This window comes from Methanocaldococcus infernus ME (assembly GCF_000092305.1).
In the GTDB taxonomy this organism is placed as follows: Archaea; AGJL01; Methanococci; order Methanococcales; family Methanocaldococcaceae; genus Methanocaldococcus; species Methanocaldococcus infernus.
The window spans coordinates 879,849-904,206 of sequence record NC_014122.1 but is presented as its reverse complement, the minus strand read 5'-3'; the positions used below and the strand labels follow the sequence as shown (position 1 = coordinate 904,206).

The following is a 24,358-nucleotide window of genomic DNA, read 5'->3' as shown; positions in this document are numbered from 1 at the left end:
GTTAATCCTTTTTTATCTTCTCTACAACTTTTATATCATAAATCCTTGTCTCTTTATAATTATCTAACTTCTCATAACTCTTAACCATATCCCAGATGGTTAGAAGAGCTACTGAAACCCCAGTTAAAGCTTCCATCTCAACTCCAGTTTTGTATGTGGTTTTAACCTTACATGTAGCCTTTATCTTATCTTCAAAGATTTCAAACTCTACATTAACTCCAGTTATTGGAATAGGATGACACATTGGAATTAACTCAAAGGTTTTTTTCACAGCCATAATTCCAGCAACTTGAGCAACCTTTAACACATCTCCTTTCTTAGCTTTTCCTTCTTTAATAATATTGATAGTTTCTTTTTTTAACTTTATGTAACCTTCAGCTATACACTCTCTATAAACATCTTTCTTTTCTGAGATGTCAACCATTCTAACTCCTTTCTCATACATATGCACTTTATCACCAAATATTTAAATATATAAATATAAAAAATAATAATAAAATATTATCTCTCTATAACCAATATAACCAACTGAAAACTCGCAACCAACCAAAAGGCCGCGCATAGGCCCCAAGCCCTTTAAGTGTCTGGACACCCTGCCGGGCTTGGGGCGATTAGTACCCGCGGGCTGAACGCCTCGCCTTAACGGCTCGGCGCTTACACCCCGGGCCTATCAACCCCCTCTTCTAGGGGAGCCCCATGGCCGCCTATTTTCGGGGAGGGTTTCGGGCTTAGATGCCTTCAGCCCTTATCCCTTAGCGCGTAGCTGCCCGGCAGTGCCCTGTCGGACAACCGGTAGACCAGAGGCGCCGGCGGCTCGTTCCTCTCGTACTAGAGCCACCTTCCCCTCAGGCGGCCAACACCCCCGGCAGATAGCAACCGAACTGTCTCACGACGTTCTAAACCCAGCTCACGATCCCCTTTAATGGGCGAACAGCCCCACCCTTGGGCCCTGCTGCAGGCCCAGGATGGGAAGAGCCGACATCGATGTAGCAAGCCGCGGGGTCGATATGGGCTCTTGCCCGCGACAACTCTGTTATCCCCGGGGTAGCTTTTCTGTTATCCCTGGCCCCCATCGGTGAGGCACAGGGGTTCGCTAGGCCCGGCTTTCGCCTCTTGGTCGGCCTCTTTTACCGACCAAGTCAGGCCGGCTTTTGCCCTTGCACTCAACGGCGGAGTTCTGACCCGCCTGAGCCGACCTTTGGGCCCCCCTGATGCCTTTTCAGGGGGGTGCCGCCCCAGCCAAACTGCCCACCTGCCGGTGTCCCCCCTCTCGGGGGTTAGGGACGTGGCCATGGGTGGGTGGTGTCCCATGGGCGCCTCCACCCTCCCCGGAGGGAGGGCTTCGACGGCTCCCACCTACGCTGTGCACCCACGGCCACGCCCCAACGACAGGCTGCAGTAAAGCTCCACGGGGTCTTCGCTTCCCGCCGGGGGTCTCCGGCCTTTGCACCGGAAAGGTAGGTTCACCGGGATCCGGCCCGGGACAGTGGGGGTCTCGTTACGCCATTCATGCAGGTCGGAACTTACCCGACAAGGAATTTCGCTACCTTAAGAGGGTTATAGTTACCCCCGCCGTTTACCGGCGCTTCGCCCGGTTGTACCCGGGTTTCACGTACCGGCACTGGGCAGGCGTCGGCCTTGGTACACACCCTTACGGGCTAGCCAAGACCTGTGTTTTTATTAAACAGTCGGACCCCCCTGGCCACTGCGACCTGCGGTCCCCTCACTAAGGAGAGGACCGCAGGCACCCCTTCTCCCGAAGTTACGGGGCCAATTTGCCGAGTTCCCTGGGCCGGATTACCCCGACACGCCTTAGGATACTCGCCTAGGGGCACCTGTGTCGGTTCTGGGTACGGTCACCGGGGATCCTTGCTGGCTCCCTTTTCACGGGCTCCAGGGCTCAGCCGAACCCTCCATAAGGAGGGCCCATCACGCTTTTGCCCGGTTCTCGCCATTACGGCACTCCCCGGGCTTATGCGCTTGGCCACCCCGACGGGGGTGGTCGGCCTACCCCGAAGCGTCGGAAGCCAGCCCTTGCGTTGCCGCACGTACCCCGGTGGCGCGGGAATATTAACCCGCTTCCCTTTCCCCCCTGAGGGAATTACCCCGGGGGTTAGGACCGGCTAACCCACAGCTGACGACCATTGCTGTGGAAACCTTGCCCCTTCGGCGGTGGGGATTCTCGCCCCACTTTGCTGTTACTACTGCCGGGATTCTCGTTCCCACGGGGTCCACTCGACCTCACGGCCGAGCTTCTACCCCCGCGGGACGCCCCCCTACCGGATCGCCTTTCGGCGCCCCCGGGTCTCGGCGGCCGGCTTAGCCCCCGTTATCTTCGGGGCCCCCGACCTCGGCGGGTGAGCTGTTACGCACTCTTTAAAGGATGGCTGCTTCTAAGCCTACCTCCCCGCTGTCTTAGGCCGGGGACACCCTTCTCATTTACACTTAGCCGGCACTTAGGGGCCTTAACCCGGGTCCGGGTTGTTCCCCTCTCGGACGTACGGCTTACCCGTACGCCCTCACTCGGGGGCTACGGCGATGACGGGTTCGGAGTTCGACAGGGTGGCGAGGGCTCTCGCCCCCTAACCACCCTATCGGTGGCTCTACCCCGCCATCTACCTAACCCCCGGCTGACCTGCGGGTCATTTCGGGGGGAACCAGCTATCTCCGGGCTCGATTGGCTTTTCACCCCTAGACCGGGGTCAGAGGAGCCCTTTGCAAGGGAACACCCCTGCGGGCCTCCACCCCCCTGATGGGGGGCTTCACCCTACCCCGGCCTAGATCGCCCGGTTTCGGGTCGTACGGGTGTGACTCCGGGCCCTTTCAGACCCCGGCCCTCGCCCAGAGGGCTGCGGCCCTGTCGGTTTCCCTACGCCTTCGGCCTTAAAGGCCTTAGGCTCGCCACACCCGTACACTCCCCGGCCCGTTTTTCGAAACGGACGGCACGACCCCGGCATGCCCCTCCTCGTACTCCCTCCTCGCGGAGGTTTCCTTCGGAGGGGTTACCTTAAGGGCCGTGCCATTCCGTACCCGCCTGGTTTCAGGCTCTTTTCACCCCCCGACAGGGGTGCTTTTCAGCTTTCCCTCACGGTACTAGTTCGCTATCGGTCTCGGGACGTATTTAGGGTTGGAGGCCTAATGTCCCCCAGCTTCCCGCGCGATATCCAACGCGCGGTACTCAGGAATCTCCCGAGCCCCTGGCTGGTTACGCCTACGGGGCTTTCACCCTCTATGGCGCCCCATTCCAGGGGACTTCGGCTTCCCAGCCGAGGGGCTTATGGGAGATCCTGCAACCCCACATCTCCCTACCCTTTCGGGTAGGGATTCAGTTTGCCCTGTGCCGGTTTCGGTCGCCCCTACTCCCGGCATCTCGGTTGATTTCTTTTCCTGCGGGTACTCGGATGTTTCTTTTCCCCGCGTTCCCGCTCCTTACGGAGCGCCCCGAAGGGCAGGAAGTCCCATTCGGGAATCCCGGGATCGAAGGCTGCCTGCGCCTCCCCCGGGCTTATCGCAGCTTGCCACGCCCTTCGTCGGCGCCCGAGCCGAGCCATCCACCAGGCGGGCTGGTGCCCGGCAGGGTGTCCAGATTTCACCAGGGCTTGGGGCCTATGCGCGGCCCTCATGTTTTTATCGGGCCTCAGCCCACAACCCCTTTAAGAGATTGTGGGCCTCATCTATTAAAAAATAAAAAGTGGACCCGGTGGGATTTGAACCCACGGCCTCCGGCTTGCAAGGCCGGCGCTCTCCCAGCTGAGCTACGGGCCCACTTGGCTTATGAGGCAAGCCCACGGCTGGTTAGGGTACCCCTTTGCAGTAGGAGGTTTATTTTCTCGGGAGGTGATCCAGCCGCAGGTTCCCCTACGGCTACCTTGTTACGACTTCGCCCCCCTCGCCGAACCCAGGTTCGACCCCACCCTTGCGGATGGGGCCTCACCTGGGCTCGACTCGGGTGGCGTGACGGGCGGTGTGTGCAAGGAGCAGGGACGCATTCACCGCGCCATGGTGAGGCGCGATTACTACGGATTCCGGCTTCACGAGGGCGAGTTACAGCCCTCGATCCGGACTACGACCGGGTTTAGGGGATTAGCTCCCCCTTTCGGGGTCGCATCCCATTGTCCCGGCCATTGTAGCCCGCGTGTAGCCCAGGGGATTCGGGGCATGCGGACCTGTCGTTGCCCGCACCTTCCTCCTCCTTAGCGGAGGCGGTCCCCCATGAGTGCCCCTCCCCCGGAGGGGAGGATGGCAACATGGGGCACGGGTCTCGCTCGTTACCTGACTTAACAGGACGCCTCACGGTACGAGCTGACGACGGCCATGCACCACCTCTCGGCGCGTCTGGCAAGGTCGTCAACCTGGCCTTCATCCTGCCGTCGCCCCTGGTGAGATTCCCGGCGTTGAATCCAATTAAACCGCAGGCTCCACCCGTTGTAGTGCTCCCCCGCCAATTCCTTTAAGTTTCAGTCTTGCGACCGTACTCCCCAGGCGGCGGACTTAACGGCTTCCCTTCGGCACCGCGTGCCCCCGAAGGGCACGCGACACCTAGTCCGCAGAGTTTACAGCCGGGACTACCCGGGTATCTAATCCGGTTTGCTCCCCCGGCCTTCGTCCCTCACCGTCGGACCCGTTCCAGCCGGGCGCCTTCGCCACAGGTGGTCCCCCAGGGATCAACGCATTTCACCGCTACCCCTGGGGTACCCCCGGCCTCTCCCGGTCCCTAGCCCGGCAGTATCCCTGCCAGCCCCGCGGTTAAGCCGCGGGATTTAAGCAGGGACTTACCGGGCCGGCTACGGACGCTTTAGGCCCAATAACAGTGGCCACCACTTGGGCCGCCGGTATTACCGCGGCTGCTGGCACCGGACTTGCCCAGCCCTTATTCCCGGAGCTGTTTACACTCCGGAAAAGCCCTCCCAGAGGGAGGGCACTCGGGGTCCCCCCGTCGCGCTTTCGCGCATTGCGGAGGTTTCGCGCCTGCTGCGCCCCGTAGGGCCTGGACCCGTGTCTCAGTGTCCATCTCCGGGCTCCCCCTCTCAGGGCCCGTACGGATCGTAGGCTTGGTGGGCCGTTACCCCACCAACTACCTAATCCGCCGCAGCCCCATCCTCGGGCGCCCTTACGGGCTTTCGGGGAGGGATCATTCCAGACCTCCTCCCCTATGGGGGATTAGCCTCAGTTTCCCGAGGTTATCCCCCACCCGAGGGTAGGTTAGCCACGTGTTACTGAGCCGTTCGCCGGTGCTCCCCAAAAGGGGAGCCCCTTGACTCGCATGGCTTAGTCGGACCCCGATAGCAGTGGCCTCCGGCAGGATCAACCGGAATTAAATGGAGTACGGTCGCAAGAAAGGATAAAACCTTTCTTGCGCCTCCTACTGCAAAGGGGTTTTACCCCCAGCCGTGGGCTTGCCTCAGTCCCGACCCTCCCGGATCGGGAACGCATTTCATTTGCACCCTATAGGGGAGAGGAGACAATTGTAATGTTTTTAGGTTTAGAACAATTTATGAGAAAATTTTAACTATTTGAAATAATTTATTAAATTATTTATGATAGCTATAGTTTTTGACAATGCTGGCACTATTACAAAGATACACAGAGCTATAAAAGATGTTAAGAAAGGAGAATTTATTTGTAATAAGCAGAGTGTTGACTTAGTTGATGAGAAAAAGGGAAGAGCTTTAGTTATCATAAAAGATGATCCTCTCAAAACAGTTGATAGAGAAAATCCTAACAATTTAATATCAAACTTTCTGAGGAAGGTTAATATTGGAGTCTCCTACTGTAATAAGCCTATAAAGTTAAGTGGCATCTTTGAGGATAAGAAGACAAGGGTTAGAGAGTTGCAAGAGCCACTAAATATTTTAAAAAGTAAGTGCTCAACTAACCTCTTTGGCAGTGCTGTCATTATAGATACTTTAAAGGGGGAGGTTGACTATACTGTAGCAACAAGTGGCTGTCTCTTTCCAGAGGTTGAAGAGACTTTTAAGAGGTTAAAAGAGCTTGGAGTTAAAATTTATATTGCCTCTGGAGATAGAAAAGGCTTCTTAGAAGAGTTAGCAAAAAAGTTAAGAGTTGACAACATAGTGCCAGAGGCTCATCAGGAGAAGAAGAAAGAGCTAATAAGAAGATTAAAAGAGGAAGGCTATTTTACCATCATGGTAGGAGATGGAGCTAATGATGTCCCAGCTATGTTAGAGAGTGACTTAGCTATAGTTACTTTACAAAATAAACATCCTTCAGAGAAGGCTTTAGAAGTGGCTGATTATAAAATCAAAAATATTAAAGAAGTTATTGACATTGTGAAAAAATATATTAACCAAAAATAACAATAACTATTTTTTGTAAAATTTTAAGATGGGGAGAAAATGAATGTTTTAAAGATTGTTGAATCTAAAGAAATTATAATTATTCCTCCAACCTGGACAATTAGGGAAACTCTAACAACCATGAATGAGAAGGGCTTTAGAAGATTACCAATAGCCAACCCAGGGAATAAAAAGCTTGTTGGGATTGTTACAGCAATGGATATAGTTGATTTTATTGGTGGAGGAGACAAATATAATTTAATAAGAGAGAAGCACAACAGAAACTTTTACTCTGCTATTAATGAGCCTATAAAAGAAATAATGACCAAGGAAGTTATTACCCTTAATGAAAATGCTGATGTTGATGAAGCCATAGATCTCTTTTTAAATAGAGGGGTTGGTGGAGTGCCAATAGTTGATAAAGAAGATAAAGTTATCTCTCTAATAAGTGAGAGAGATGTTATAAAATACTTCTTAGATGACATAGATGGGGTTGTTAAAGATTACATGGAGAAGAATGTTATCTATGCCACTCCTGGAGAGAGGTTAAAGGATGTTGCCAGAACCATGTTAAGAAATAAATTTAGAAGGTTGCCAGTTGTTAGTAAAGGAAGATTAGTAGGAATGATTACAGCTACAGACTTTATAAAGCTACTTGGTAGTGATTGGGCATTTAACCATATGAAAACTGGAAATGTTAGGGAAATTACAAATGTCAGAATGGAAGAGATTATGAGAAGGGATGTGATTACAGCAAGAGAGGATGACAATTTAAAGAAGATAGCTGAAATTATGATAAAAGAGAACATTGGAGCTATTCCAGTTGTTGATGGAGAAAAATTAGTTGGAATTATTACAGAGAAAGATATTGTCTCTTCTCTTAACAAATAATATCTATTTTCTCTCCACAAACTAAACACTTCTTACTCTCTAAGTCTAAATCTACTATTTTTATTCCAAAGATGTCTCTTTCAATTAAAAGAGCTCCACATCTTGGGCAATAAGTATTTTCTCCCTCATGTCCTGGAACATTTCCAATATATACATACTTTAAGCCCTCTTCTAAGGCAAGCTCTCTTGCTCTCTCTAGGATTTCTACAGGAGTGGGTGGAACATTCAAAAGCTTATAGTCTGGATGAAACCTTGTAAAGTGTAAAGGCACTTCTCTACCAAGAGATTTAACAAACTCCACTATAAAGAGAATGTCATCTACATTGTCATTATATCCTGGGATGATTAAGTTGGTTATCTCAACCCATATCCCTAACTTCTTAGCCAACTTACAGGTTTCTAAGACAGGATCAAGCTCAGCCTTACAAACCTCTCTATAAAATCTTTCATTTCCCTTAATATCAATGTTCATAGCATCCATTGTTAAAGCCTTTAAAGGCTCTTTCTCTATGTAGCCATTGGTTACCATTGTATTGTATAAACCTCTCTCTTTAGCCAAGACTGAGCAATCATACATAAATTCATAATAAACTGTTGGCTCTGTGTAAGTGTAAGATAACCCCTGAACTTCATAGGAGAGAGCAAGCTCTATAACTTCCCCTGGTTCCATCTCTCTATAAACCACTTCATCAGGAGCTCTCTGAGAGACTTCCCAATTCTGACAGTGTAAGCATCTAAAGTTACAGCCAGCTATGGCTAAGGATAAACACTTACTTCCTGGGTAGAAGTGATATAAGGGCTTTTTTTCAATTGGGTCAATGGCTAAAGAGCAAACCTTTCCATAGCCTATAGCATAGAGCTTTCCATTAATATTTACTCTATTCCAACAAAACCCTCTCTTACCCTCTGGAATAATACAGCGTCTTGGACAGAGTAAGCACTGAACCTTTCCATTCAACCTTTTATAAAACATGGCCTCTTTCATTCTCCCACTCTCTTCTTAAAAATTAAAGAGTCTCTCTTATAAACAAATGTATCTCTCTCTATATCTTTATCTATTAAACAACTTGCCCCTATCCAAGAATTGCTTCCAACCTTAACCCCTGGCATAAAAGATACTTGTATTCCTGTCTTAACATTATCTCCCATAATAACCCCTAACTTCCTAACACTCTCAACCCTCTTCCCCTTAATATTAACTTTAACTGGTCTATCATCAAACCTTAAGTTAGCTGTTATTGTGTTACATCCAAAGTTACAGTTTTCCCCTATAATGCTGTCTCCAACATAGGATAAGTGAGGGATCTTAGTATTTTTCATAATAATACTTCCCTTAACCTCAGAGGAATTTCCTACAAAAGTGTTTTCCATTAAAACAGTATAAGGCCTAATATAAGCTAAAGGCCCAACAACACTGCCAGACTTTATAATGGCTGGGCCTTCAATGACAGAGTTAGCCCTCACTTTAGCTCCTTCTTCAATAATTACATCCCCCTTAATAACAACATTCTCCTCAATCTCCCCTCTAATATCTCTTTTAATCTTATCTAAGAAGTACTTATTAGCCTCTAAGACATGCCAAGGTAAGCCTATGTCACTCCAAAAGCCTTTTAGCTTTACAGCTTTAACATCTTTCTCTTTAATTAAAATTTTTAGGGCATCAGTAATCTCCTTCTCCCCTCTCTCAGATAACCCTATATTCTCTAATATGTCAAAAATTTTACTATCAAGCTTGTAGATTCCAGCATTTATTAAATTTGACCTTGGATTTTCTGGCTTTTCCTCCAGATCTATAATTTTATCATTTTTTACAACTAAAACCCCATAGTTTTTAGGATCCTCAACCTCTTTAACCCCTATAGCATACTTAAACTTTAAAAACTCTTCTAAGTTATCTTCAAAAATAATATCTCCATTGATAACTAAAAATTCTTTATCAACATAGTCTTTAGCTGTTAATAAAGCTTCTCCAGTCCCATCTATCTCTCCTTGCTCTAAAAATTCTATTTTTTCCCTATCTTTGTATCTTTCAATGATTTTCTCTTTCTTATACTTGACAATAATGTAAATGTTATCTACTAAGCTCTCAACCCTCTCTAAGATGTGGTCTAAGATAGGCTTCCCAGCAATTGGAATTAATGGCTTTGGCCTATTCTCAGTTAAAGGCCTTAACCTCTCTCCCTTCCCAGCAGCTAAGATTATGGCATCCATGGTAATCAGCTTTATTAGGTTTTTAGGTTAATTTAATAGTTAAGCTATTATATTTTAGTTTTCATAAAAACTATACTAAATCAAAATAATCAACAAAAATAAGAGAAGTTATAATTTTATTTTATCTTGGTGATTTTTATTAAGGATAAAACTAAGGATGAATTCTTTACATCCAAAATTTTACAAGATGCAGTCATTAGAAGATTAGAAATTATAGGGGAGGCAATTAAAAACTTACCCATGGAGTTTAGAGAAAAATTCAAAGGGAAGAATTTGCTGGAGAGAGTTTTAATTCATAAATATTTTGGAGCAGATTTATGTTTAACTTGGGGAGTTATTAAAAAGGAAATTAACACTTCCTTGCAACAACCCCAATATAGGAGCCAAAATATTTTAAAAAGCTTTTATAAATGAACTTGTCAATGAAGCTATTAGTTATGTTAGCTCCAAAGGAATACTCTATTTTAAAATTATTCTTTAGTAGCTTTTCCTTTATTTCATTCATTGAGTAAAATCTAATCTTAACTCTTATCCTCTCTCCATCTATATACTTAACCAACCTTCCCCTTCTCTCTTTTACAGCCTTTAATGTCTTTTTAAGTCCCTTTCTTCTTAAATTTTTAACTATCCACTTTATGTCATAGGCATTGGCAACTGTAAAAATAAACTTTCCCTCAGGCTTCAAAACCCTATAAACTTCTTTAAAAGCTTTATCTATGTTACAGTGATTTAGAGCTCCAAAGAAAGAGATGACTGTGTCAAAGCTCTCATCTTTAAAGGGAAGATGTTCAGAGTTAGCAACAACAACAAACTTTTTACACTTCTCCTTAGCTATCTTAGCCATCTCTAAAGAGATGTCTAAACCAATCCCCTCATTTAAAAGCTTTAGTTGTTCTCCTGTGCCACAACCTATATCCAAAGTTAAGCCCTCAACCTCTTTCATGATAACCTTTTTCTCTACCTCTCTCATATACTTCTCTTTATAGAGCTTGTCATAGTATTTAGCCAACTTGTCATAATATTTCATAACAACCACTTTGGTGAGAGCTTGAAAGTAGCTGTTGGCTCAACAAATCCAGTTAAGGTTAGAGCTGTGGAGAAAGCTTTCTTAACCTTTTTCCAAGAGGTTGAAGTTGTTCCATTAAATGTTAGCTCAGGGGTTTCTCCCCATCCTAAGAGTTTAGAGGAAACCTATAGAGGAGCTTTAAATAGGGCTAAGGAGAGTTATAAACTTGGAAACTTTGACTACTCTGTTGGTATTGAAGCTGGAATTTTGAAGTTAAATAACCATTATTTAGATGTTCATGTCTCTGTTATCTATGATGGAGAAAGAGAGAGTGTAGGCCTATCCTCAGCCTTTGAATATCCTAAATTTGCTATTGAAGAAATATTTAAAGGGAGAGAAGGAAAGGAGATAGCTGAGGAGATCAGTGGAATAAAGGATATTGGTAGAGGAGTAGGATTTATTGGCTATCTAACAAAAAATAAAATAGTTAGGGAAAAGCTCTGTGAGGAGAGTGTTCTTATGTCTTTAATTCCTATTATCAATGAGAGGTTATACTATGGATAAGAAAGAACTTACTGAGTGGATCATTTTTTTAGTTATCCTATTCCTAATTTGGAGCCATGTAAATGTTGTTGTTTCTAATAGCATGTATCCAGTTTTAAAGAGAGGAGACTTGGTTATTGTGGAAAATGCGGGACTTGAATTTAACCCTAAGGATGTAAAGGTTGGTGACATTGTTATCTATAATGCTCATTGGCCAGCCTATGAAGATATTATTTTCAAAATTGATGAGAGGTTAGGGGAGAGAAATATCCTATATATCTTTAGTGAGGGCAATTTAGAGGCTAAATATTTGGGAAATCTTAATAGTAAATTAGGAATCTTTAAGGTTTTTAATTTATCTGTCCCTCAACTCTATGAGAAGCCAGTGATTCATAGGGTTAGAGATAAAGTTCAATTCTTAGGGAAGGACTATTTAATAATAAAAGGAGATAATAACCCTATCTATGATCCTGAATTAGTTTCCCTTTCCCAGATAAGGCAGAGAGTTGTTACAATTAATGGCTATCCTTTAGTTATTCCCTATGTAGGTTATTTATCAATCTATGCTAAGGAGTATTGGTATTTAATAGTGTTGGGAATAGCTCTCTATTACTTGTATAACTACCTTAGAGGGAGAAAATGACTAAAAGAGTTTTAATAGCCTTTATTGTCTTACTCTTTGTTTCTCTCTCCATGTGCCTAAATGTTGGAGAGATGAAGAAGAGCTTTACAGTAAATATTAATGGAACCTCTATAAATGTTGAGCTAAGGACAAATATTTACTTGGCTAAGAAGACAGAGCTTATAAATACAACTCCTGAAGAGATCCATAAATATTATTTAACCAAGCCTAATATTTATATCAATGGGACTTTAAATATAACCCCTGAAGAAGGAGGAGTTACAATAATAGACTTCATTAGTAAGGTGAAGTGGCTAAACCATTACTATCCTCACAATATTGTGGTTGAGCTTGAGAGAAATGGAAGTTATATTTATGTTGATTCCCTAACCAAGGATGGAGAGAGGATAAAGACTTATGTGCCTATTGAAAATATGACAAAAATAATAAACTCAAATAAAACAATGGTTGTAAGCATTATTAAAGGAGATGGAAAAGCTAAGATAATAAAAAGAGGAAATAGGTTTATTATTGAAGGAAATTCATTAGAAGAACTTGATAAGGCTGAATCAAGGTTTATTATGGCTATGCTATTAGGAAAATAATATTTCCAAGTTTAAATTTTCTTTTACAACTTTTGCAAAGTGATTAAAGCTCTTTTCCAACATCTCCCTATATCTATCTTTTACCTCTATCTTATCTAAGCCCTTCCTCTCACAGACCTTATTTAATATATATTCCCTAAATTTTGTATTCTCAAGGATTCCATGGAAGTATGTTCCAATAACTAAACCCTCTCCAACCTTTTTTATAGAGCCATCATATCCATCTCCACAGTCTCCAAAGCCCCTCTTAATTTTTAAAAATCTTCTCTCTTTTGTGTAAGTTCTTCCCTCATGAATCTCATATCCAAGAAATTCATAATTTTTAAAAACCCCAATTGAATTTTTTATAACCTTCTCTCCTTCAAATGTAGTTTTAGCTTCCAATATTTTTAAGCCCTCAACCTCTTCTAAGAAGTTCTCTCTATTGTTAGGGTCTAATAACTTCTCTCCCAAGGTTTGATAGCCTCCACAGATTCCTATTAAAATTCCTCCTTCCTTTAAAAACTCTCTAACCTTCTCTGAGAAGTTATTTTTATTTAAGTAATGAGCTTCAGTTGTAGAGCTTCTACTTCCTGGGAGAATTAGAATATCTCCTCCAATGTCTTCATCAAAATCTATAAACCTTATAAAGCTTTCAAATCTTAAGGGATCAATGTCTGAAAAGTTGGCTATCTTTTTAAATCTAACCACATCAACAGTTATCTTACTTCTCTTATCCCCTAAATACTTTATTTGAGATAGGCTTTGACTATCTTCTTCTGGAAGGGTTAGATGTTCATCATATGGTAAAACTCCTAAAACCTCAACCCCTGTTAATTCCTCTATCTTCTCAATCCCATCCTTTAGCACTTCTAAGTTTCCCCTAAATTTATTTATCACAATTCCCTTAATCAGCTTTCTCCATCTCTCAGGAAGTAACTTTAAAGTTCCATAGATAGAGGCAAAGACTCCACCCCTATCTATGTCAGCCACCAAGATAGCTTTAGCCTTAACAATCTCAGCAATTCTTAAGTTTGCTATATCATCCTCTAATAAATTAAGCTCACAACAGCTTCCAGCTCCTTCCATTATGACATAGTCATAATCTTTAAGCTTCTCTAAGCTTTCTTTAATCTTCTTTAAAAAGAAATTCTTGTTCTCTCTATACTCATTATAGTTCATATTCCTAAATGGCTTTCCATGGACTATAACCTGAGAAATAAAATTTCCTTTTGGTTTTAGTAAAATAGGGTTAAAATGAATAGAAGGCTCTTGTTTAGCAGCTAAACTTTGAGTATATTGAGCTACAGCAATCTCTCCATCTTCTTTAGCCACCCTTGAATTTAAGCTCATATTCTGTGATTTGAATGGAGCTACTTCATAACCTTGATTTGCCAACAGTCTACATAAGCCAGTTACTAAAGTAGTTTTCCCACTATTTGATGATGTTCCCACAACCATGATATAGTTAGCCATTATCTCCCACAATGAGATAATTATATTACCAATCTCAAGGAGAAAAGCACAATTTACCGAAAACTTTAAATACCCCTTTTTAAAACAAAAATTAAATGTAAAAGCTTTAAAAGGGTGATATGAATGGGTGAATTACCAGTTGCACCATTTGAAAGAATATTAAAGAAGGCTGGAGCTGAGAGAGTAAGTAGAGCTGCAGCTGAGTACTTGGCTGAGGCTATTGAAGAAATAGCATTAGATATAGCTAAGGAAGCTGTAGAATTGGCTAAGCATGCTAAGAGGAAGACAGTTAAGGTTGAAGATGTCAAGTTAGCTTTGAAAAAGTAAATTTTCAACTTTTTTGATTTTTAGACAATTATTATTTTATTAGAGTTTCTTGTATATCATACTATCTATTTTTTTGTTTTTTATATCCAAATATGTAAATGTGTGACTAATATGAAATCTGTTGTCTTCTCTGCAGCTATTGGTGATGCCTTAGGAATGCCAGCTGAGGGCTTAAAAAGAGAGGAAATTAAAAAGCTCTATGGATTTATAGAGGATTATGAAGAGCCAAAGAACTATTTAAAGGGAAAGAAGGAGAGAGGAGAATGGACAGATGACACTGACCAAGCTCTTGCCTTGATAGATGGGATAGAAGATATAAATATATTTATTAGGAAGTTGATTGAGTGGAAAAATAGAAACCCTCCAGATATTGGCTTAACCTCACTGAAGGCTATAGAGAAGCTTGAGAGAGGAGATCTTTCAGGAGTTGATAGCCCAAGCTCAGGAGCAGCTATGAGAATCTACCCTATAGGCTTAGTTTGTAAGGACTTAGATGGATTGAAGAGAAAGGTTATTTTATACTCAAAGATAACCCACAATAATAAAGATGCCATTGCTGGAGCTTTGGCTATTGCCTACTTAGTTTTTAAAGAAGAGAAAGATTTAGATGGATGTATAAAATTCTTAGAGAACTTCAATTACAAGTTTTCTAAGCTATTGGAGAGAATAAAAAGTTTAAAAGCTGTTGAAGAAGCTTATCAACTATTTGGTACTGGTGTTTTAGCCTATGAAGTAGTTCCCTCAGCCATAGCAACCTTTATTTTAGAAGAGGACTTTGAAGAAGGGTTATTGAAGTGTGTAAATGCTGGAGGAGATACAGATACATTAGCATCTATTTATGGAGCATTGGCAGGAAGTTACTATAAAAGAGTTCCTAAGAGATATTTGAAAGGCTTGAAAAATAAAGAAATCTTGGAGGAGAAGGTTAAGAAATTGTTATCCTTGTTCTAACATAACCTCCTCCATCTCCAACAGGAACACTTTGCCCATTCTTTCCACAGTAGCCAACACTTAACTTAAAGTCCTTAGTAACAGCATCTATTTTTTTCAGAATACTTAAAATTTCTCCACTGATCCCAGCATCTCTATAGTTCTCTGTTATCTCCCCATTCTCTATTTTGAAGGCTTCAACAGCACTGAATTGGAAAACTCCTTTTCCCGTATCTACTTGCCCTCCTCTTGAGCCAACCATATATATGCCATTCTTAGTATCCTCTATAAGCTCTTCAAATGTCCAATCTCCTGGCTTTATGTAAGTGTTGCTCATCCTAACCAATGGTTTGTTAAGCCCTTCACTTCTACCATTCCCAGTTAATTCCATATCCATCCTTCCAGCTGTTTCCCTACTATGTAAATAGCTCTTTAAAACTCCTTTCTCTATAATAACTGTTTCCTCTCCCTTAACACCTTCACTATCATACTTATAAAAGCCAAAGCTCTCCTCTATGTTGGGGTTATCTATAATTGTGACATAGTCACTTCCAACCTCTTCCCCTAACTTATCTTTAAAGACACTGTCATTTTGTAAAACCAAGTCAGCCTCAGAGGCATGGCCAACAGCTTCATGTATGAAAACTCCAGCAAGCTCTGGGTCTAAGACAACTAAAAACTCTCCCTTTGGGCAGGGCTTAGCTTTCAACAATCTTAAAACTCTCTCCTTACACTCAGTAGCTTTCTTTTTGTAGTCATATATTTTCTCAAAGTTAAAGCCTCCTATTCTCTCTCCAGAGTATTGTAAATTTCCATTTTCCCTTCCTACACAGTTCATAGTTAAGATAAATAAAGACTTTTCTGATTCTATAACAGAGCCTTCAGAGTTTATAAAAACTCCTTTACTAAAGCCATCTGTGTAGCTTACTGAAGCACTCTTAATTTTCTCATTTAGCAAGGTTTCATAGCAATCCTTAACTATCTCAATTTTCTCACTAATGTCTATGGAGTTAGGATCAACTTTCCCAACAACTTTATAGCTATCTTTAACAGCTTTATACTCTTTTAACCTAACCTCCTTTGTTGAGTATTCATTACTTATCTTAGCTATTCTATAAGCCTTCTCTATCAATTCCTTATAACTCTCTAAATTGTATGACTTAGCAAAGCCCCAGCCATTTTTATATAGAACTCTAACAGCTATCCCTTTGGAATAGCCTGAACTTATCTCCTCTAATTTTCCATCTTTCAATACAATAGATGAGCTCTTCCCTCTTATTACATATCTAACATCTATATAGCTTGCATCATACTTCTCTATCTCTTTTACAATCTTGTCTATCATGGTTTCACTTGGTTATCATTGTCCCTATCCCTTCCTCTGTAAATATCTCCAAGAGAAGGGCATGAGGAATTTTCCCATTGATGATATGAACACTCTTAACTCCACTCTCTATAGCATAGATAGCACTCTCAGCCTTTGGGATCATTCCCCCCTTTATCTTTCCCTTATCTAAAAGTTCCTTAAGCTCATCTACAGTTAATTTTTTATAAAGTGTTTCTGGCCTATTTACATCCTCCATAATTCCATCTACATCAGTTATCATTATCAACTTCTCAGCCTTTAAGGCACTTGCTATATCTCCTGCAACAGTGTCAGCATTCATATTGTAAGCTTCTCCATTCACATCTAAACCTATTGGTGAGATAACTGGAATATAGTTATTGTTTATCAAAATTTCTAAGAGTTCAGTATTAACTTCAACTGTTTCCCCAACCTTTCCTAAGTCTATTTCAATCTCTCCCTTATCTGTCTTTATCTTCTTTATCTTCTTCTTAGCCACTATAATCCTTCCAGATTTCCCAGACAAGCCAACAGCTTTACCTCCATATTTAGTTATCTTTGAAACTATTTCTCCATTTATCTTTCCAGTTAGGACCATCTCAACAATGTCTAAGGTTTCATCATCTGTTACTCTTAGCCCATGAACAAACTCTGGCTTCTTTCCCATCTTCTCCATGGCCTTATTTATCTCTGGCCCCCCACCATGGACTATAACTGGCTTAATCCCAACATATTTTAATAAAACAATATCCTGAGCTGTCCAATTCTTTATATTCTTATCTATCATTGCATGGCCACCATATTTAATAACAAAAATCTTATCATGGAACTTCTGAATATATGGAAGAGCTTCCAAGAGAACCTTAGCCTTTTCCATCATTCCACCTTTCTCAAGTATATATAGACTTCATACTCCTTTCCATCCTCTCCTATAGCTTTGGTTTTCTCCCTTATGTAGTAAATATTGAGATCCTCAAAGTCATCAAAGATTTCCAACTCTTTAGGAGTTATATCTATTAAGATAACTCCATCTATATAACTTCCTTCTTCTCTCTTAGCTCCATAGTAACCAATAGAGTTATCAAAAAATTTTTTGTAGTTATAGACCCTTCCCTTAATCTTTTTAGGAACTTTACCAATTAAAGTTTTTAAAACTTTGTCTTTCATAAGCTCTCCATAGGCAAAGACATTCATCCCTTTTCACCAAAAATGAGGTGATAGGTTTGGATAAGCTAATTTATATGTCTATGAAAAAAGTCCTTACTGAAGAGTTAAAAAATATTGAAGCTGATATAAAAAAGTTATTTGAAAAATGGGGATGTAAAGAGAAAGAGGAGTTTCTTAAAAAAGCTGATAAAGAAGATGTTGATAAATTTTTATACTTGGATGAACAATATAAGAGAATTTTGAAGTGTTTAGAAGAGCTATTTTAGTCTCCTTAATGGTGTTATTTTGCTTATAACAAAAGTTGAAGTAAAAAAAAACGATATTTGGTTTCCATCCCCTTAGGGGCGTTATTTTACAAGGTATATTAAGATTAGCAAGTATAAAATAGATAATAGTTTCCATCCCCTTAGGGGCGTTATTTTACAAGGTATATTAAGATTAGCAAGTATAAAATAGATAATAGTTTCCATCCCCTTAGGGGCGTTATTTTACTAGTGTTGGGAGGATTATCCGCGTTAGTCATTAGATAGTTTCCATCCCCTTAGGGGCGTTATTTTACTAGTGTTGGGAGGATTATCCGCGTTAGTCATTAGATAGTTTCCATCCCCTTAGGGGCGTTATTTTACTAAAAAAACAATTGCAACATCAATATTAGCGCCATTTATGTTTCCATCCCCTTAGGGGCGTTATTTTACAAGGGGGAGGGCTTGAGTTCCTCCCTCTTATCTTTGTTTCCATCCCCTTAGGGGCGTTATTTTACGGAGGAGGCTCTCCCATGAGGGGCAGCCTGGGGCTGCCCTGTTTCCATCCCCTTAGGGGCGTTATTTTACCTTGCTCTTGTGAATGCAATCTTGTCCATTATGTAGAGAGCGTTTCCATCCCCTTAGGGGCGTTATTTTACCTAGATGTAAAACTTGGTGGAAAGATCATCAGAATCACGTTTCCATCCCCTTAGGGGCGTTATTTTACTTTTACTGGATAAATTTATTAAGAAAAAAATACGTATATAAAGTTTCCATCCCCTTAGGGGTGTTATTTTACCCGAATGTAATAATTCATAAGAAAATTGATATTGAGTTTCCATCCCCTTAGGGGCGTTATTTTACTCGGACTTGATGCAATTACCAAGAGGAGAAACGCTCATATCCGTTTCCATCCCCTTAGGGGCGTTATTTTACTATACTATTATCAATAGTGCTATTTTGGATTGGTTATAGTTTCCATCCCCTTAGGGGCGTTATTTTACTTATAGAGAGCATTTTAAACGATTATTCAAAATTCACAAAAGGTTTCCATCCCCTTAGGGGCGTTATTTTACTTTTAGATGAGGATGAGATTGAGATAGATACGTTTCCATCCCCTTAGGGGCGTTATTTTACAAATCTTTTTTCTATCTTCATCATTCAATTCCTTATACTTTCGTTTCCATCCCCTTAGGGGCGTTATTTTACGGAAACTGGTTGTGATTATGATTTGCATCTCGAGCTTAAATTTCCATCCCCTAAGGAGCGTTATTTTACAAAGCAAAATTTTGCTTGTTTATAACATTCGCTCTTATAGTATATAAGCTTTATCCCTAATCAACTGGATGAAGGTTAGGTTTTCCTATTTATTTAAAAAGATCCGAAGTTTGATAAAAATACTTACTTTCCTTAATACTAAAATAAAATTAAACCTTTAAACCAAAAACAAAATTTCCAAAGGGAAAATAAAATTCTAAAAATAAATAACCTAAAAAACTAAAAAATCTCAATAATTCATAAAAACCGAATATTCAAATTAATAACATTAAGCTACCCTCCGAAGCCAACTAAAAACCAAATAAAAATCAAAAAACTCACACGAAAACAACAAAAACCTAAAAATAAGAATTTTAAACGTGATACAACCCAAACAAAAATAAAAAATAAGACATTATATAAAAATCATCAAACTTTCTAAATTTTTTGATGAAACTTTTTCTAAAAGTTTCTTCTAAAGGTTTTAGGAGAAAGCTTTATATACTACTTACATAAAAATTTTCGGTTAGCCGAAAATTTGATTGTGAGAAAATGATAAGTTTAAGTGATGTCAAAAAAGGAAAATTTAAAATTTTGAATATAGGGGGAGGATTTGGAATTAAAGAAAGATTAAAAGAGTTAGGGATTGTAGAGGGAAGTGTAGTAAAAATCTTAAAAAATGATTTTGGCCCAGTTGTCTTAGAAGTTAGAGGGGGGAAAGTAGCTATTGGAAGGGGGCAGGCTAAAAAAATATTTGGAGAGGTTTTAGAATGAAGGAAATAGCCTTAATTGGAAATCCAAATGTTGGGAAGTCTTCACTATTTCATAAGCTAACTAAGGAAAATGTTTATATTGGAAATTGGCCAGGGGTTACAGTGGAGAAAAAGGAAGGACTTTTCAAATATAAGGATGAAAAGTTTAAAGTTATAGATCTGCCTGGACTCTATACTTTATCATCAGAAGGAATTGATCAGAAGATAGCTATAGACTACCTAATTAATAATAAGCCAGACTTGGTTATAAATATTTTGGATAGTACTGCCCTTGAGAAGAACTTATATTTAACCTTAGAACTCCTTGACTTGGGAATTAAGCCACTATTGGTTTTAAATAAGATAGATAAGGCTGAAGAGCTTGGGATAAAGATAGATGTTGAGAAGTTAAAAGAGAAACTTAATTTAGAAGTTATCCCCATATCAGTAATTAAAGATATAAACATAGACAAACTTATAGAGAAAATTTATGAGCTCTCAAAAAAACAAGGAGATAAAAAAATAACCCTGTATTCAAAGGAGATTGAAGAGAAAATAAAAAAGTTAGAAGAGAAATTTAAAGACAAGAAAATTAGTAGATTCTTAGCTACTAAAGAGTTAGGAGATGAAATTGTCAAAGAGAGATATAGAGTTATTGAAGAGATTATAAAAGAGTGTGTCAAAGTAGAAAAGAAAGAAGATATTACTAACCTCTTAGATGAAGTTATACTATCTAAGTATGGCTACTTAGTAATGATCCCAATATTTTGGCTTCTTTTTAATTTCACATTTAAAACAAGTGCTCCACTTGTTGACCTCATCTCACTCTTCTTTAACACCTTAGCCAGCTATATAAAATCTTTAGGAAATAACTTTTTTATAAATTTGTTAGCTGATGGAGTTATTGAAGGGGTTGGAACAGTTCTCTCCTTTATCCCAATTTTAGCATTTATGTTTATCTTCTTAGCTATCTTGGAGGAGAGTGGCTACCTTTCAAGAGTTCCTTATTTATTAGACTCTATTTTAAAAAAGCTTGGGCTACCTGGAGAGGCTTCAATTCCTTTAATTATCTCCTATGGTTGTAATGTTCCTGGGGTTATAGCTACAAGAGTTATTAGGGATAGGGCAGACAGAATAATAACAGCTATTATTTCTCCATTTATCCCATGTACTGCTCGTTTACCAATCTTTGCTTTCTTCATAGCAATGTTCTTTAAGAGCTATCAAGGAATTCTCTTAGTCTTTTACTATTTCTTAGGTCTATTTGTAGCTATCTTTTTAACCCTTATATTAAGAAGAGTTGTTTTTAAAACCCCTCCAATGGAGTTGATTATTGAGCTTCCTCACTATAATGTTCCAACATTTTCATCAATATTTAGGAATACTTGGTTTAGAGTTAAAGCTTTCTTATACAAAGCTTCAACCATTATCTTACTTGGATCCATCTTAATATATTTATTAACTTATCCAACTCCAGAGAACTCTCTATCATATTATGTTGGAGAAACTCTTTCCCACATCTTTATACAAAATTGGGATTGGAGGGCTGTAGTTTCTCTAATTTATGGAGTTATTGCTAAAGAGCTTGTTGTCAGTAGCTTAGAGATCTTATATAAAGGGAATTTATCATTCACCCTACCTTCAGCTCTCTCATATCTTGTATTTTCCCTCTTATACTTCCCATGCATAGCAACCTTAGCCACTCTAAAATCAGAGGTTGGCTGGAAATGGGCTTTATTTTCAATGATTTCAAGTTTATTAATAGCTTACATCCTCTCCTCATTGATTTATGCCATTGCTTCACTAATATTAGGGTGAGAAATTGAGAGTAATTTTAGCTTTACTTTATATATTTTTATCAATCTTTGAGCCAGAAATTTTAGGGAAGATATCTTTATTTATTGTAGGAATATTATACTTAAAGAACCATGAGGGCTTTAGGTTAGTGGCTTCAATTATAGGGACAGGAATCTTTATAGTCTCTTTCCTAACCTTACTAACTTACTCAATAGGAATTATCTGTGGATATGATCCAAGAGAAGCTTTAACTCCTTCTTTACTCCTTGGACTTCTCTCTACTATAGATCTATATCTAAAGGTAAGGGAAAATGATAGATAAGATACTAAAAGCTGGAGAGATAGCTAAGAAAGTTAGAGAGGAAGCTAAAAAGATGATAAAGCCAGGAGTTAAGTTAATTGATGTGGCTGAATTTGTTGAGAATAGAATTAAAGAGCTTGGAGGAGAGCCAGCTTTTCCCTGTAACCTCTCTATAAATGATATTGCTGCTCACTACACTCCAAGTTTTAATGACCCTCTAACTTTCAATGACATAGACTTGGTTAAGCTTGACTTAGGAGTTCATGTTGATGGCTACATAGCAGATACAGCTGTAACCATAGATCTCTCAGGAAAGTATAAAGAGTTAGTGAGAGCTTCAGAAGATGCTCTAAAAGAAGTTATCAATAGAATAGAGATTCCTATGAATATTGGAGAGATGGGAAAAATTATTCAGGAAACTATTGAAAGCTATGGCTTTAAGCCAATTGCTAACCTCTCTGGGCATGTGATGTATAGATATGAGTTACACACTGGGATAAGTATTCCAAATGTCTATGAGAAAACAAATAAAACTATAGGAGTTGGTGACTTAGTAGCTATAGAGCCCTTTGCCACTGATGGCTTTGGAATGGTTAAGGATGGGGAGCTTGGAAATATATATAAGTTCTTAGCTAAAAGGCCTATAAGACTTTTAAAAGCTAAAAAATTGTTAGATGAGATCTCTAAAAAATATCCTTATCTCCCCTTTGCTGAAAGATGGGTAATTAAAGATAAAAAAGATAGATTTATTCTAAACTCTCTTTTAAAAGCTAATGCTATCTATGGCTATCCTATTTTAAAAGAAAAAGAGGGAGGAATGGTTTCTCAGGCTGAGCATACTATTTACATAACTGAAGATAAAGTTATTGTTATAACTGAATAATTAAAACAACAAAACCAAAACCTTTATATACTACTACAACAACATATACATACCGAAGCAAGAACCAAGTGAAAGGTGATAGGGATGGCAATGAACGCTCCAATAGTAGTTTTACCAGAGAATGTTAAGAGATACGTTGGAAGAGATGCTCAAAGAATGAACATCTTGGCAGGGAGAATAATAGCTGAGACTGTAAGAACTACCTTAGGACCAAAGGGAATGGACAAGATGTTAGTTGACGAGTTAGGAGATATAATAGTTACTAACGACGGAGTTACCATATTAAAAGAGATGAGTGTTGAACATCCAGCTGCTAAGATGTTAATTGAAGTCGCTAAGACTCAAGAGAAAGAGGTTGGAGATGGAACTACAACAGCTGTTGTTATCGCTGGAGAGTTATTAAGAAAGGCTGAAGAGTTGTTAGATCAGAATATACACCCAAGTGTTATAATAAACGGTTATGAGTTAGCAAGAAATAAGGCTATAGAGGAGTTAAAGAACATAGCTAAGGAAGTTAAGCCAGAAGACACTGAAATGTTAAAGAAAATCGCAATGACTTCAATAACTGGAAAAGGAGCTGAGAAGGCAAGAGAGAAGTTAGCTGAAATAGTCGTTGAAGCTGTTAGATCTGTCGTTGATGAAGAGACTGGAAAAGTTGATAAAGATTTAATAAAAGTTGAGAAGAAGGAAGGAGCTCCAATAGAAGAAACAACCTTAATAAAAGGAGTTGTTATTGACAAGGAGAGAGTTAACCCACAAATGCCAAAGAAAGTAGAAAACGCTAAGATAGCATTATTAAACTGCCCAATTGAAGTTAAAGAAACTGAAACTGACGCTGAGATAAGAATAACTGACCCAAGTAAGTTAATTGAGTTCATCGAGCAAGAAGAGAAAATGATTAAGGATATGGTTGATAAGATAGCTGCTACTGGAGCTAACGTAGTGTTCTGTCAGAAGGGAATTGACGACTTAGCTCAGCACTACTTAGCTAAGAAGGGAATCTTAGCAGTTAGAAGAGTTAAGAAGTCAGATATGGAGAAATTAGCTAAGGCTACTGGAGCAAGAATCGTTACTAAGATAGATGACTTAACCCCAGAAGACCTTGGAGAGGCTGGATTAGTTGAAGAGAGAAAGGTTGCTGGAGACGCAATGATCTTCGTTGAAAACTGCAAGCATCCAAAGGCAGTTACAATATTAGCAAGAGGTTCAACCGAGCACGTTGTTGAAGAGGTTGCAAGAGCTTTAGAAGATGCTATAGGCGTTGTTAAGTGCGCCTTAGAGGATGGAAGAATTGTAGCCGGTGGAGGAGCTGCTGAGATAGAGTTAGCTAAGAGATTAAGAAAATACTCTGAAAGTATAGAAGGAAGAGAGCAACTCGCTGTTAGAGCTTTCGCAGATGCATTAGAGGTAATTCCAAGAACCTTAGCCGAGAACTCTGGATTAGATCCAATTGACATGTTAGTCAAGTTAAGAGCTGCACACGAGAAAGAAGGAGGAGAAGTTTACGGATTAGATGTCTTTGAAGGAGAAGTCGTTAACATGTTAGAAAAAGGAGTTGTTGAGCCATTAAAGGTTAAGACTCAAGCTATAGACTCAGCTACTGAAGCGTCAGTTATGCTCTTAAGAATTGATGATGTCATAGCTGCAGAGAAATCCAAAGGAGAAGAGAAAGGCGGAGGAATGGGAGGAGAAGATGAGGAGTTCTAAGCTCCTCTAACTAATTTTTAT

22 protein-coding genes, 1 tRNA gene, 2 rRNA genes and 1 CRISPR repeat array are annotated in these 24,358 nt (G+C 40.1%); of the genes, 14 read left to right on the top strand and 11 right to left on the bottom strand.

All coding sequences use genetic code 11. The annotated features are described in order from the left end of the window. Position 1 precedes the first annotated feature (1 nt). The 4 genes from moaC to METIN_RS04975 all read right to left on the bottom strand — a co-directional run bounded on the left by moaC (position 2) and on the right by METIN_RS04975 (position 5,315). Positions 2-445, bottom strand: coding sequence for a cyclic pyranopterin monophosphate synthase MoaC (moaC, locus tag METIN_RS04990; RefSeq protein ID WP_013100404.1), 444 nt, complete (start codon positions 443-445; stop codon positions 2-4). Between the two features lie 146 nt (positions 446-591). Further along, positions 592-3,579: ribosomal RNA gene (locus tag METIN_RS04985) — 23S ribosomal RNA — on the bottom strand. Between the two features lie 113 nt (positions 3,580-3,692). Next, positions 3,693-3,765 (bottom strand) — tRNA-Ala (locus tag METIN_RS04980). 67 nt (positions 3,766-3,832) lie between these two features. Further along, a 16S ribosomal RNA gene (locus METIN_RS04975) occupies positions 3,833-5,315 on the bottom strand. Together the 16S and 23S rRNA genes with 1 tRNA gene alongside form the textbook arrangement of a ribosomal RNA operon. A gap of 222 nt (positions 5,316-5,537) precedes the next feature. On the opposite strand from METIN_RS04975, the gene METIN_RS04970 reads away from it, so the two are divergent. Together METIN_RS04970 and METIN_RS04965 are read left to right on the top strand one after the other, a co-directional pair. Beyond that, entirely contained in the window at positions 5,538-6,317 is a 780-nt protein-coding gene (locus METIN_RS04970) for an HAD family hydrolase (protein ID WP_013100403.1), read from the top strand. A 39-nt stretch (positions 6,318-6,356) separates the two neighbouring features. Continuing rightward, positions 6,357-7,187, top strand: a complete 831-nt coding sequence (locus tag METIN_RS04965; RefSeq protein ID WP_013100402.1) for a CBS domain-containing protein — start codon at positions 6,357-6,359, stop codon at positions 7,185-7,187. Here METIN_RS04965 and amrS read toward each other — a convergent pair. Further along, positions 7,177-8,172, bottom strand: coding sequence for an AmmeMemoRadiSam system radical SAM enzyme (gene amrS / locus METIN_RS04960; protein ID WP_013100401.1), 996 nt, complete (start codon positions 8,170-8,172; stop codon positions 7,177-7,179). The two genes, METIN_RS04965 and amrS, sit on opposite strands and share 11 nt — an antisense overlap. Beyond that, the gene (glmU, locus tag METIN_RS04955; RefSeq protein ID WP_013100400.1) at positions 8,169-9,398 is read right to left on the bottom strand and encodes a bifunctional UDP-N-acetylglucosamine diphosphorylase/glucosamine-1-phosphate N-acetyltransferase GlmU; all 1,230 of its coding nucleotides are present in this window, start codon (positions 9,396-9,398) and stop codon (positions 8,169-8,171) included. Before glmU ends, amrS begins: the two co-directional genes overlap by 4 nt. A 129-nt stretch (positions 9,399-9,527) precedes the next feature. Between glmU and METIN_RS07810 the strand changes: the two genes are divergently transcribed. Then, positions 9,528-9,812 (top strand): HepT-like ribonuclease domain-containing protein, encoded by a 285-nt coding sequence (locus tag METIN_RS07810; RefSeq protein ID WP_198002836.1) that lies wholly within the window; start codon positions 9,528-9,530, stop codon positions 9,810-9,812. On the opposite strand, the gene METIN_RS04950 is transcribed toward METIN_RS07810, so the two are convergent. Then, a complete protein-coding gene (locus METIN_RS04950) occupies positions 9,748-10,425 on the bottom strand; it encodes a class I SAM-dependent methyltransferase (protein ID WP_013100398.1) in 678 nt (225 codons plus the stop codon). The genes METIN_RS07810 and METIN_RS04950 overlap by 65 nt on opposite strands. 21 nt (positions 10,426-10,446) lie before the next feature. On the opposite strand from METIN_RS04950, the gene yjjX reads away from it, so the two are divergent. The 3 genes from yjjX to METIN_RS04935 are packed head-to-tail and all read left to right on the top strand — an operon-like array spanning position 10,447 to position 12,174. Further along, complete coding sequence (gene yjjX, locus METIN_RS04945; RefSeq protein ID WP_013100397.1) at positions 10,447-10,968, top strand: inosine/xanthosine triphosphatase; 522 nt, start codon at positions 10,447-10,449, stop codon at positions 10,966-10,968. After that, positions 10,961-11,590, top strand: a complete 630-nt coding sequence (locus METIN_RS04940) for a S26 family signal peptidase (RefSeq protein WP_013100396.1) — start codon at positions 10,961-10,963, stop codon at positions 11,588-11,590. The genes yjjX and METIN_RS04940 overlap by 8 nt, the downstream gene beginning before the upstream one ends. After that, positions 11,587-12,174, top strand: a complete 588-nt coding sequence (locus METIN_RS04935; protein ID WP_013100395.1) for a hypothetical protein — start codon at positions 11,587-11,589, stop codon at positions 12,172-12,174. Before METIN_RS04940 ends, METIN_RS04935 begins: the two co-directional genes overlap by 4 nt. Here METIN_RS04935 and cobQ read toward each other — a convergent pair. Next, positions 12,163-13,629 (bottom strand): cobyric acid synthase CobQ, encoded by a 1,467-nt coding sequence (gene cobQ, locus METIN_RS04930; protein ID WP_013100394.1) that lies wholly within the window; start codon positions 13,627-13,629, stop codon positions 12,163-12,165. The genes METIN_RS04935 and cobQ overlap by 12 nt on opposite strands. Positions 13,630-13,752: 123 nt before the next feature. On the opposite strand from cobQ, the gene METIN_RS04925 reads away from it, so the two are divergent. Further along, on the top strand, positions 13,753-13,956 hold the full coding sequence (locus METIN_RS04925; RefSeq protein ID WP_013100393.1) for a histone family protein: 204 nt from the start codon (positions 13,753-13,755) through the stop codon (positions 13,954-13,956). 111 nt (positions 13,957-14,067) lie between these two features. Continuing rightward, positions 14,068-14,907 (top strand): ADP-ribosylglycohydrolase family protein, encoded by an 840-nt coding sequence (locus METIN_RS04920; protein ID WP_013100392.1) that lies wholly within the window; start codon positions 14,068-14,070, stop codon positions 14,905-14,907. On the opposite strand, the gene METIN_RS04915 is transcribed toward METIN_RS04920, so the two are convergent. From METIN_RS04915 to METIN_RS04905, 3 genes are read right to left on the bottom strand one after another with little or no spacing between them, the layout of a single operon-like run. After that, entirely contained in the window at positions 14,882-16,231 is a 1,350-nt protein-coding gene (locus METIN_RS04915; protein WP_013100391.1) for a TldD/PmbA family protein, read from the bottom strand. The two genes, METIN_RS04920 and METIN_RS04915, sit on opposite strands and share 26 nt — an antisense overlap. Positions 16,232-16,235: 4 nt before the next feature. Next, positions 16,236-17,108, bottom strand: a complete 873-nt coding sequence (gene argB, locus METIN_RS04910; protein WP_013100390.1) for an acetylglutamate kinase — start codon at positions 17,106-17,108, stop codon at positions 16,236-16,238. Continuing rightward, positions 17,108-17,425, bottom strand: a complete 318-nt coding sequence (locus METIN_RS04905) for a gamma-glutamylcyclotransferase family protein (RefSeq protein ID WP_013100389.1) — start codon at positions 17,423-17,425, stop codon at positions 17,108-17,110. The genes argB and METIN_RS04905 overlap by 1 nt, the downstream gene beginning before the upstream one ends. Before the next feature lie 29 nt (positions 17,426-17,454). On the opposite strand from METIN_RS04905, the gene METIN_RS07840 reads away from it, so the two are divergent. The 6 genes from METIN_RS07840 to thsB all read left to right on the top strand — a co-directional run bounded on the left by METIN_RS07840 (position 17,455) and on the right by thsB (position 24,337). Next, positions 17,455-17,664 (top strand): hypothetical protein, encoded by a 210-nt coding sequence (locus METIN_RS07840; RefSeq protein ID WP_013100388.1) that lies wholly within the window; start codon positions 17,455-17,457, stop codon positions 17,662-17,664. Between the two features lie 60 nt (positions 17,665-17,724). Next, a CRISPR array of direct repeats spans positions 17,725-18,918; the repeat unit is 30 nt; unit sequence GTTTCCATCCCCTTAGGGGCGTTATTTTAC. A 531-nt stretch (positions 18,919-19,449) separates the two neighbouring features. Continuing rightward, positions 19,450-19,671, top strand: coding sequence for a FeoA family protein (locus METIN_RS04900; RefSeq protein WP_013100387.1), 222 nt, complete (start codon positions 19,450-19,452; stop codon positions 19,669-19,671). Continuing rightward, complete coding sequence (gene feoB / locus METIN_RS04895; RefSeq protein ID WP_013100386.1) at positions 19,668-21,467, top strand: ferrous iron transport protein B; 1,800 nt, start codon at positions 19,668-19,670, stop codon at positions 21,465-21,467. Before METIN_RS04900 ends, feoB begins: the two co-directional genes overlap by 4 nt. A 4-nt stretch (positions 21,468-21,471) precedes the next feature. Further along, the gene (locus METIN_RS04890; RefSeq protein ID WP_013100385.1) at positions 21,472-21,768 is read left to right on the top strand and encodes a hypothetical protein; all 297 of its coding nucleotides are present in this window, start codon (positions 21,472-21,474) and stop codon (positions 21,766-21,768) included. Beyond that, on the top strand, positions 21,758-22,630 hold the full coding sequence (gene map, locus METIN_RS04885) for a type II methionyl aminopeptidase (protein ID WP_013100384.1): 873 nt from the start codon (positions 21,758-21,760) through the stop codon (positions 22,628-22,630). The genes METIN_RS04890 and map overlap by 11 nt, the downstream gene beginning before the upstream one ends. Before the next feature lie 84 nt (positions 22,631-22,714). After that, a complete protein-coding gene (thsB, locus tag METIN_RS04880; protein ID WP_013100214.1) occupies positions 22,715-24,337 on the top strand; it encodes a thermosome subunit beta in 1,623 nt (540 codons plus the stop codon). Positions 24,338-24,358: the final 21 nt, after the last annotated feature.